Source organism: Ectobacillus ponti, from assembly GCF_024294785.1.
Classification (GTDB): domain Bacteria; phylum Bacillota; class Bacilli; order Bacillales; family Bacillaceae_G; genus Ectobacillus; species Ectobacillus ponti.
In genome coordinates, this window is sequence record NZ_JANCLT010000129.1 from 1 (window position 1) to 503 (window position 503).

The window sequence follows — 503 nt, forward strand, 5'->3', positions numbered from 1 at the left end:
GTCAGAAAGGGGGGGAAAAGGAACTCGAAGTCGCCGCCGGATTTGGGATTTGGAGAGCGCGCGAGGTAAACCAAAGTTCTTTTTCCGATGGCTCGTACTAAGCAAACTGCTCGCAAGTCAACTGGAGGAAAGGCTCCCAGGAAGCAACTTGCCACCAAGGCTGCTCGTAAGTCTGCTCCCACAACTGGAGGAGTGAAGAAGCCCCACCGTTACCGCCCTGGAACTGTTGCCCTCCGTGAGATCCGCAAGTACCAGAAGAGCACTGAGCTGCTGATCCGCAAGCTGCCGTTCCAGCGCCTGGTGCGGGAGATCGCGCAGGACTTCAAGACCGACCTCCGCTTCCAGAGCCACGCGGTGCTCGCCCTCCAGGAGGCCGCCGAGGCCTACCTCGTCGGTCTCTTCGAGGACACCAACCTCTGCGCCATCCACGCCAAGCGCGTCACCATCATGCCCAAGGACATCCAGCTCGCCCGCCGCATCCGCGGCGAGCGCGCGTAAGCCGC

Annotated in this window: 1 protein-coding gene; it reads left to right on the top strand. The window is 61.6% G+C overall.

Annotated elements, in window-relative coordinates; all coding sequences use genetic code 11:
- Positions 1 to 192: 192 nt before the first annotated feature.
- Positions 193 to 498, top strand: a complete 306-nt coding sequence (locus tag NK662_RS24305; protein WP_497717184.1) for a histone H3 family protein — start codon at positions 193 to 195, stop codon at positions 496 to 498.
- Positions 499 to 503 lie beyond the last annotated feature (5 nt).